Raw genomic sequence first — 9049 nt, 5'->3', positions numbered from 1 at the left:
CCCAGGCGGGGTTGTGCCTGGACGTCAACCAGGCCGCCACCGCCAACGGCTCCACCCTCATCCTCTGGACCTGCAACGGCCAGAACAACCAGAAGTGGACCCGCGTCTGACGGACGGCCGCCGCCGACCGACGCACCGGGACCGATCACCCGCACCGTCATCACCCGCCGACCGGTACTCCTCCTGGAGGTTCGTCATGAAGTCGACGCCGTTGTCCTCGGCGCTCCTGCGGCGGGCAGGCGCCCTGCTCACCGCGATCCTGTGCGCCCTCGTGCTCGCACCCGCGATGGCCAAGGCGGACAACCCGATCGTGCAGCACATCTACACCGCCGATCCGGCGCCTTTGGTGCACAACGGTCGGGTGTACCTGTACACGGGCCACGACGAGGACGGCTCGACCTGGTTCACGATGAAGGAGTGGCGGGTCTGGTCGTCGGCCGACATGGTGAACTGGACCGATCACGGTTCGCCGATGAACCTGGGCACGTTCGCCTGGGCCAAGCAGGACGCGTGGGCCGGGCAGGCGATCGAGCGCAACGGCAAGTTCTACTGGTACGTGCCGGTGGTGAACCGGGCGACCGGCCGGATGGCGATCGGCGTCGGCGTGGCGGACAGCCCCACCGGCCCGTTCCGCGACGCGATCGGCCGGCCGCTGGTGGAGAACGGCGAGATCGACCCCAGCGTCTTCATCGACGACAACGGTCAGGCGTACCTGTACTGGGGCAACCCGAACCTGTGGTACGTGCGGCTCAACGCCGACATGACGTCCTTCTCGGGCGGTGTCACGCAGATCCCGCTCACCACGGCGGGGTTCGGCTCGCGCACCGGTGACGCCGCCAGGCCGACCCTCTACGAGGAAGGCCCGTGGGTCTACAAGCGCAACGGCCTGTACTACAACGTGTTCGCGGCGAAGTGCTGCTCGGAGTTCATCGCCTACTCCACCGCGCCCAGCCCCACCGGGCCGTGGACCTACCGCGGCACGGTCATGCCGACGCAGGGCGGCAGCTTCACCAACCACGCGGGCATCGTCGACTTCAAGGGCGGCTCGTACTTCTTCTACCACAACGGCGCCCTGCCGGGTGGCGGCGGCTTCACGCGTTCCGTGGCGGTGGAGAGGTTCAACTACAACGCCGACGGCACCATCCCGACCATCAACATGACCACGGGCGGCGCACCGCGGGCGGACACGCTCAACCCCTACGTCCGGCAGGAGGCCGAGACGATCGCCTGGGGCTCGGGCATCGAGACCGAACCGTCCTCCGAGGGCGGCATGAACATCGGCTGGATCGAGAACGGCGACTACGTCAAGGTCAAGGGCGTCGCGTTCGGCGCGGGCGCGAGGTCGTTCAGCGCGCGGGCCGCCTCGGGCACGTCCGGCGGCACCGTCGAGGTCCGGCTGGACAGCTCCAGCGGCCCGGTGGTGGGGCGCTGCGGCGTCTCGGGCACCGGCGGCTGGCAGAACTGGGCGAACGTGTCCTGCCCGATCAGCGGCGCGACCGGCACCCACGACCTCTACCTGCGCTTCACCGGCGGCAGCGGCTACTTGTTCAACCTCAACTGGTGGCAGTTCACCGCCTAGTCGGCGCGCTCGACGAGCTTAGATAGTTCGCGTTCACAAAGTGTGTCGAGAAGAGTCCACTGAGGCGAGTCCGGCCGGGGGGATGGCAGGCGGCACAACGGTTCTTGACGGCCCTTGTGACACAGCTTACTGTCGTGAGCGCTAACAATCGGAGTTGAGGGCGAAACTTTCGGTCGCACGGTGCGGCCCGGCACTCGACCCGGTTCACGCGATCGCCTGCCTGCGGTGCCCACCGCCGGTGGCGGTGCCGCCTGTTCTCGCACACCTTGGAGAAGCGTCGTGAAACTCCGCTTGCCCCTGCTCTGCACCGCCACGGCCCTGGCTCTGCTCACCGCCTGCACACCCGGCACGGGCGGCGGCGGGGGAGGGGACGGCAAGTCCTTCGAGTTCTGGTCCTTCTCCGCCATCAACCAGAAGCTGACCGTGGACGCGTACCAGGCGAAGCACCCGGACGTCCAGATCAAGCTGACCGAGGTGGGCTCCTCGACCGAGACCGCCCAGTCGCTGACGACCGCGCTGGCCGGCGGGAAGGTGCCGGACCTGGTGCTGATCCAGGGCGACAACCTGCCGCAGTTCGTGGACCAGCCGCAGAACTTCGTCGACCTGAGGACGCTGGGCGCCGACGACATCAAGGGCGACTACCTGGACTGGGTGTGGAAGCAGAGCGTCGCCAAGGACGGTGAGGTCCTGGGGGTCCCCACCGACGTCGGCGGCATGGCCGTGGCGTACCGGACCGACCTGTTCGCCGCCGCCGGGCTGCCCACCGACCGCGAGGCCGTCAGCGCGCTGTGGCCGACGTGGGACGCGTTCATCGAGACCGGCAAGCGCTACAAGCAGGCCACCGGCAAGGCGTTCACCGACAACGCGGCGACCAGCGTGTTCTACCAGGCGGTCAACCAGGTCTCGGAGAAGTACTACAGCGCGGACCGCAAGCTGGTCTACAGCACCAACCCGCAGGTGAAGGCGGCGTTCGACCTCGGCATCAAGGCGGCCACCTCCGGGATCACCGCCGGGCAGTCGTCGTTCGAGAGCGCCTGGAGCGCCGGCATGGGCCAGGGCGCGTACGCCGCGGTGTCCGCGCCGTCGTGGATGCTCAACAGCATCCGCAGCACCGCGCCCGACACCAAGGGCAAGTGGGACATCGCCAGGATCCCCGGCGGCTCCGGCAACTGGGGCGGCAGCTACCTCGCCATCCCGAAGGGCGCGAAGAACCCGCAGGCCGCCTGGAACTACATCAAGGAGATGCAGTCGCCCGCCGGGCAGCTGGAGCACTTCACCCGCGTCGGCGCGCTGCCCTCGACCCCGTCGGTCTACAAGGACCCCAAGCTCACCGACGGCAAGGACCCGTTCTTCACCGACGCGCCGACCGGCAAGATCTACACCGACTCGCTGCTGGGCCTCAAGCCGTTCTACATCGGCCCGGACAGCGCCGCCATCGGCCAGGAGTTCCTCGACGCCATCACCAACGTCGAGCAGGGCGGTGGCAACCCGGCCACCGCGTGGGACGACGCCGTGAGCAACATCAAGACCGCCATCGGCGAGTGACGACCGTGACCGCCACGCTCACCCCGGCGCCTTCGGCCGAACTGCCGCCCCCTGCCTCGCCGCGAGGCAGGGGGCTCGCCGAGCGCCTGTCGCCGTACGCCTACGTCGCCCCGTTCTTCGTCCTGTTCGGGGTGTTCGGGCTGTTCCCGCTCGCCTTCACCTTCTACGTGGCGCTGTTCGACTGGAACCCCATCGGCGACCAGGTGTTCATCGGCACGGACAACTTCACCCGCATGTTCTCCGACCCGCGGTTCTGGAACGCCGCGGGCAACACGGTGAGCATCTGGGCGCTGTCCACCATCCCGCAGTTGCTGCTGGCCCTGGTGCTGGCGCACGTGCTCAACCACGCCCGGCTGCGGTTCGCGCTGTTCTTCCGGATGTCCGTGCTGGTGCCCTACATCACCTCGGTGGCGGCGACCGCGGTCGTCTTCGCGCAGCTGTTCGACCGCGACTACGGGCTGCTCAACTGGCTGCTCGGGCTGGTCGGGATCGATCCGGTGGACTTCGTCCAGTCCACGTGGGGCAGCCACGTCCTCATCGCCACGATGGTGACCTGGCGGTGGTTCGGCTACACCACGCTGCTCTACCTCGCCTCGCTGCAATCGGTGCCGCGGGCGGTCTTCGAGGCCGCGGCCATCGACGGCGCGGGGCCGTGGCAGCGCTTCCGGCACATCACCATCCCCTCGCTGCGGCCGGTGATCATCTTCACCGTGGTCACGTCCACCATCGGTGGCCTGCAGATCTTCACCGAGCCGCTGCTGACCGGCTCGGGGCTGACCTGCGGCGCGGTGCGCCAGTGCCAGACGTTGACGTTGTTCCTGTACGAGCAGGGTTTCGGGCAGTTCGAGTTCGGCTACGGCTCGGCGATCGGGGTCGCCCTGTTCGTCATGGTCGTGGCGATCGCCGCGATCAACTTCGTGCTGTCCACCCGGATCAAGGCGGACCGATGATGAGCACCGCGACGCGCGGCCGGCGCCCCGGCCGGGTCCGCTGGTGGACCTACCTCCTGCTGTCCGCGGCCACCGCCGCGTGCCTGTTCCCGCTGTACTGGATGTTCATCGTCGCCACCACCGACACGGCGACCGCGACGAAGATGCCGCCCGAGGTCGTGCCCGGCGGCAACTTCTTCCACCTCCTGGGCCTGGTCCTGGAGACGGTGCCGTTCGTGCAGTCGCTGCTCAACAGCCTCGCCGTGGCGACCGCGATCGGCGTCGGCCAGGCGGTGCTGTGCTCGCTGGCCGGGTTCGCCTTCGCGAAGCTGCAGTTCCCCGGCCGCAACACGCTGTTCGTGATCGTCGTGCTCACCATGACGGTGCCCACGCAGCTCTCGGTCATCCCGCAGTACATGATCATGACGCAGCTCGGCTGGGTCGACACCCTCCAGGCGCTGATCGTGCCCGGCCTGGCCAGCGCGTTCGGCATCTTCTGGATGCGCCAGCACATCTCGGCCACGATCAGCGACGAGCTGATGCAGGCGGCCCGCATCGACGGCGCGAGCACCGCTCAGGTGTTCTGGCGCATCGCGTTCCCGATCGTGCGCCCGGCCGCGTTCGTGCTCGGCCTGTTCGGGTTCGTCACCGCGTGGAACGACTTCCTGTGGCCGTTCATCGTGCTCAAGTCGCCCGAGCGCTACACCGCCCAGATCGCGATCAAGGCACTCCAGAACAGCCTCGACGTGGACCTCGGCCTGGCCATGTCCGGCTCGTTCCTCGCCACGATCCCGCTCGTCGTGCTGTTCGTCGTGGTCGGGCGCCGCATGGTCGCCGGCATCCTCGAAGGCGCCTTCAAGGGCTGAAGTCACCGCACAACGCTGAAGCCCTCGCACAACAAGGAAAACCATGACCTCACCGAAGTCCGAGGTGTCGTACTACGACAACCCCGTGATCCCTGGGTTCCACCCGGACCCGAGCGTGTGCCGGGTCGGCGACGACTACTACCTGGTGTGCTCGAGCTTCGAGTACTTCCCGGGCGTGCCGATCTTCCACAGCCGCGACCTGGTGAACTGGCGGCAGCTCGGCAACGTCCTGGACCGGCCGTCCCAGCTGCCGCTGCCGGCCGACGCGATGGCGTCCGACGGCATCTACGCGCCCACGATCCGGCACCACGACGGCCGGTTCTGGATGATCACCACGAACGTCTCGCACGGCGGCAACTTCATCGTCACCGCCGAGCGGCCGGAAGGCCCCTGGTCCGACCCGGTGTGGATCGACCTGCCCGGCATCGACCCCGACCTGGCGTGGGACGAGGAGGGCAACTGCTGGTGCTCCTTCGCCGGCGCCCACGGGCCCACGTTCAACGGCGTGCAGGTCGCCCGCGTCGACCCCGAGGCGGGGAAGGTGCTGGAGGGACCGTTCCCCGCCTGGGCGGGCACCGGGTTGCAGTGGCCGGAGGCGCCCCACCTGTACCGCATCGGGGAGTGGTGGTACCTGATGATCGCCGAGGGCGGCACCGAACGCGGCCACACCGTGGCCATGGCACGCGCCCGCTCGCCGCGCGGTCCGTGGGAATCCGCGCCGGGCAACCCGGTCCTGACGCACCGCAGCACGAGCGAGCCCGTCCAGAGCACCGGCCACGCCGACCTCGTCACCACCCCGGACGGCGAGTGGTGGATGGTCCTGCTGGCCACCCGCCCGGTCGGGTACAGCCCCAAGTTCCACGTGCTGGGCCGGGAAACGTTCCTCACCCCCGTGCGGTGGGAGGACGGCTGGCCGCTTGTCGGTCCCGTGAAGTTGAGGGAACAGGCGCCCGGCGCCGCGCGGCCGCTGGAGGCCGCACCCCAGCGGGACGACTTCGACACCCCCGGCCTCGCGCCGGTGTGGATCTCGCCGCGGTCGCGCCCGGACGGGTCCTGGTCGCTCGCCGAACGGCCCGGGTGGCTCGCCCTGCACGCCACGGGCGCCACGCTGGACCAGCCGGGCTGCACCTTCGTCGGCCGACGCCAGCAGCACCCGGAGAGCCGCACCGCGGTGCGGCTGGACCACGGCGCCGGTCGCGCCGGCCTGTCGGTGCGCCTGGACGAGGGCCACCACTACGACTTGGAGGTGGCCGACGGGCAGGCCAGTGTCATCGCCCGCATCGGACCGCTGCGCCAGGTCGTGGCCACGCGTCCCGTGGTCCAGGGCCCGGTGACCCTGGTGATCACCACCCGGTCGGCCCGGAAGTGGTCGGAGGGTGAGGAGCGGCGGTCGGGCCTGCACGTCGCCGCGCCCGACTACCTCGCCTTCCACGTCGGCGAGGACCCGGAGCCGCTGGCCGAGCTGGACGGCCGGTACCTGTCCACGGAGGTGGCCACCGGGTTCACCGGCCGGGTGATCGGCATGTACGCCACCGAGGGCACCGCGTGGTTCGACTGGTTCGACCACGGCCCGCTGGACGACCCCGAGCGTTCCTGACGAACGTTATCGACCGCGGACCCGCGGCCGTCCCGACCACCGTCGGAACGGCCGCGGGTCCGTCTCACGTCCGGGCCAAGCGTGGAACCGCCGCCGCTACGACGACAGTTCCGGCACGACGAGGAGGCGGCCCGGGAAGCCCCGGGCCGCCTCGCCGGTCAGCGACAGGTGCGCGCGTCGTACGGCACCGAGAGCGCGGTCGACACCTCGTGCCCGTCGACCACCGCCTTCGCCGTCACCTCCGCCGTGCCCGCGGCCACGGCCGACTGCCGCGTCGTGAACGGGTGGAACCGGGTCTTGCCCGGCTCGACGTCGTCGAACGACTTCGTGCCGTAGGGCGTCTCGACGACGAAGTCGACCGGCGCCGACTCGTTGTTGGTCACCCGCACGGTCAGCTTCACGTTCGGCCCGGCGCACCGGGTGTCCGCGTCGCCCTCGACCTTCAACGACGGCTTGGCGAACTGCCAGCTGTCGACCTCCAGCAGGTCCCGGCCCTCCGGCCCGACGAACGTGAAGTACACGTCGTGCACCCCCGCGACACCGTCGAGCTCGGTACCGACCTCGGTCCACTCGCCGACCGGCCCGTCCACCGGGATGGTGGCGACGACGGGGCCGGTGCGGTCGTCCAGGCGGAGTTGGACGCTCGTGCCCGCGGTGAGCGGCTTGACGCGCGCCGACACACCGGTCGTCCCGGACCCGAAGTCCGCCGACGACAACGACGTCCAGTCGCCGTTGTCGACGTCGTGCAGAGCCAGTTGCGGCACGTCGTTCGGCGCGTTGAGCCGCTTGGTGGCCAACCCCTGCTGCCAGGCGATGGTCTCCGCCTCGACCACCCGGTACGGGTCGAGGTGGCGGATCTGCTCGACGCCGTCGAAGGTGCCGACGACCTCCTTGATGGTGCCGTCCGCGTTGAACTCCAGCTTCGCGATGTGCGGGCTGCGGAACCCCTGCGTCGCGCCGCCGGTGATGCGGCGGTTCAGCGTCTGCGCGTGGTAGGTGAAGTAGTGCTCGCCGTTCAGCTCGAAGACGGACTGGTGGTTGTTGCCGCCGGCGCCGAAGTAGTTGCCGGGGTTCTTGAAGATGACCCCCGCGTACTTGTCGGGCGTCCACGGCCCCATCGGGTTGTCGGCCACGAGGTAGGCGATGGCGCCGGTCGGCGGGCCGTTCGGGTCGATCGGGCCGCCGAAGCCGAAGTTGGACGAGTAGGAGTAGTAGTACTTGCCGTCCCGCTTGAAGACGTGGCCCGCCTCGAACATCAGCGGGGCGTCGATGGTCTCCGCCGCGCCGTCGGTGCTGATCATGTCGGCGCCCAGCTTGACGACGCGCGTCGACTTCGGGTGGTTGGTGTTCTCGTAGGAGTTGGAGCCGTCGTTGCCGCCACCGCCGAAGTACAGGTAGCCCTGACCGTCGTCGTCGATGAACACGCCCGGGTCGAACAGCCAGTTGCGGCCGTCGGACGCGCCGGGGGTCTGGCTGGTGATGAGCAGGCTGCCGCGCTCGTCGCGCCACGGGCCCAGGGGCGAGTCGCCGACCACGACCCCGGTCGCCGCGCCGTTGTTGGCGAAGTAGAGGAAGAACTGCTCCTTGCCGTCGACCACCCGGCTCTCGACCGCGGGCGCCCACGACTGCGTCGCGTACTTCGCCAGGCCGTTCGGCCCGGCCACCGGGATCTCGCCGTGGTCGGTCCAGTTGACCAGGTCGTCCGACGAGATCACGGTGATCGTGTTGATCCCGCCGTAGGTGTTGGTGGGCGACGTCCCGTCCGGGCCGGGGTTGTACACCTGGGTGTCGTTGGTCATGTACACGTAGACCCGGCCGTCGTGCACGAAGGCGTTGCCGTCGGCCCCGAACTTGTGGGAGATCAGCGGGTTGCCCTCGCCGGGGTTCTTGCCGAGCACCTCGATGGTGGTCGACGGGGTGAACTCCCGCAGGGTGACGTCGTCCACCTTGAAGTCCATCAGGTGGAGCGCCGGCGCGGCCGCGGGGTCCGCCGTCCACGGCGTCTCGACGAAGACGCGCGGCGTCGTGACCGCCTGGCCGGCCGGGATCGTGAACGTGCCCTGGAGCAGGCCCCACTGCCCGCGCGGCACGGTGCCGGTGCCCAGGTTGGTGTAGGTCGAGCCGCCGTAGTGCATGGTCACGAAGAACTGCTTGGTGGCGGGGCTCGCCGGGTTCTCGTACTTCACCCGGGCGGTGACGGTGTACGTCTTCCCGGCCTGCACCTTGCCCGCCAGGTCCTGGGCCGGTCCCGAACCCGTGGTCTTGCGGTTCGTCACCACGACCGCCCCGGCGCCCGAGTAGGCGTCGCCGGTGGGTGACAGGGTCGCGCCGTCGGTCGCGTTGCCGCTGTTGACGGTCCACCCGGACAGGCCGTCCTCGAAACCCGGGTTGGCGATGAGGTTCGGCTCGGCGGCCGTCGCCGCGGGTGCGGCCCCGAGGCCACCGGCGAGCAGGGCGCCGACGGCGGCGAGGACGACGGCTCTGCGCCGTCTCGACCGCGGCGGACGTTGTCTGTGCACGTGGTTCTCCTTGT

The 9049-nt window shown here is 69.7% G+C and carries 7 protein-coding genes; 6 read left to right on the top strand and 1 reads right to left on the bottom strand.

What is annotated here, in order from left to right; genetic code table 11:
- Positions 1–11 precede the first annotated feature (11 nt).
- The 6 genes from ADK67_RS49185 (at position 12) to ADK67_RS20925 (ending at position 6516) form a co-directional block, all read left to right on the top strand.
- Positions 12–110, top strand: coding sequence for a ricin-type beta-trefoil lectin domain protein (locus ADK67_RS49185; RefSeq protein ID WP_231648288.1), 99 nt, complete (start codon positions 12–14; stop codon positions 108–110).
- Positions 111–196: 86 nt separating this feature from the next.
- A complete protein-coding gene (locus ADK67_RS20945; RefSeq protein ID WP_082403644.1) occupies positions 197–1579 on the top strand; it encodes a glycoside hydrolase family 43 protein in 1383 nt (460 codons plus the stop codon).
- Positions 1580–1858: 279 nt separating this feature from the next.
- Positions 1859–3124 (top strand): extracellular solute-binding protein, encoded by a 1266-nt coding sequence (locus tag ADK67_RS20940; RefSeq protein WP_053718146.1) that lies wholly within the window; start codon positions 1859–1861, stop codon positions 3122–3124.
- Positions 3121–4074 (top strand): carbohydrate ABC transporter permease, encoded by a 954-nt coding sequence (locus ADK67_RS20935; RefSeq protein ID WP_053718145.1) that lies wholly within the window; start codon positions 3121–3123, stop codon positions 4072–4074. The genes ADK67_RS20940 and ADK67_RS20935 overlap by 4 nt, the downstream gene beginning before the upstream one ends.
- On the top strand, positions 4074–4919 hold the full coding sequence (locus ADK67_RS20930; RefSeq protein ID WP_053718144.1) for a carbohydrate ABC transporter permease: 846 nt from the start codon (positions 4074–4076) through the stop codon (positions 4917–4919). Before ADK67_RS20935 ends, ADK67_RS20930 begins: the two co-directional genes overlap by 1 nt.
- Before the next feature lie 43 nt (positions 4920–4962).
- The gene (locus ADK67_RS20925; protein WP_053718143.1) at positions 4963–6516 is read left to right on the top strand and encodes a glycoside hydrolase family 43 protein; all 1554 of its coding nucleotides are present in this window, start codon (positions 4963–4965) and stop codon (positions 6514–6516) included.
- Between the two features lie 158 nt (positions 6517–6674).
- Here the strand turns inward: ADK67_RS20925 and ADK67_RS20920 are convergent, their stop codons facing one another.
- Positions 6675–9035, bottom strand: a complete 2361-nt coding sequence (locus ADK67_RS20920) for a family 43 glycosylhydrolase (RefSeq protein WP_053718159.1) — start codon at positions 9033–9035, stop codon at positions 6675–6677.
- Positions 9036–9049: the final 14 nt, after the last annotated feature.

Source organism: Saccharothrix sp. NRRL B-16348 (assembly GCF_001280085.1).
Classification (GTDB): Bacteria; Actinomycetota; Actinomycetes; order Mycobacteriales; family Pseudonocardiaceae; genus Actinosynnema.
The sequence above is the reverse complement of the archived record's forward strand: the minus strand, read 5'-3'. Positions and strand labels throughout refer to the sequence as shown.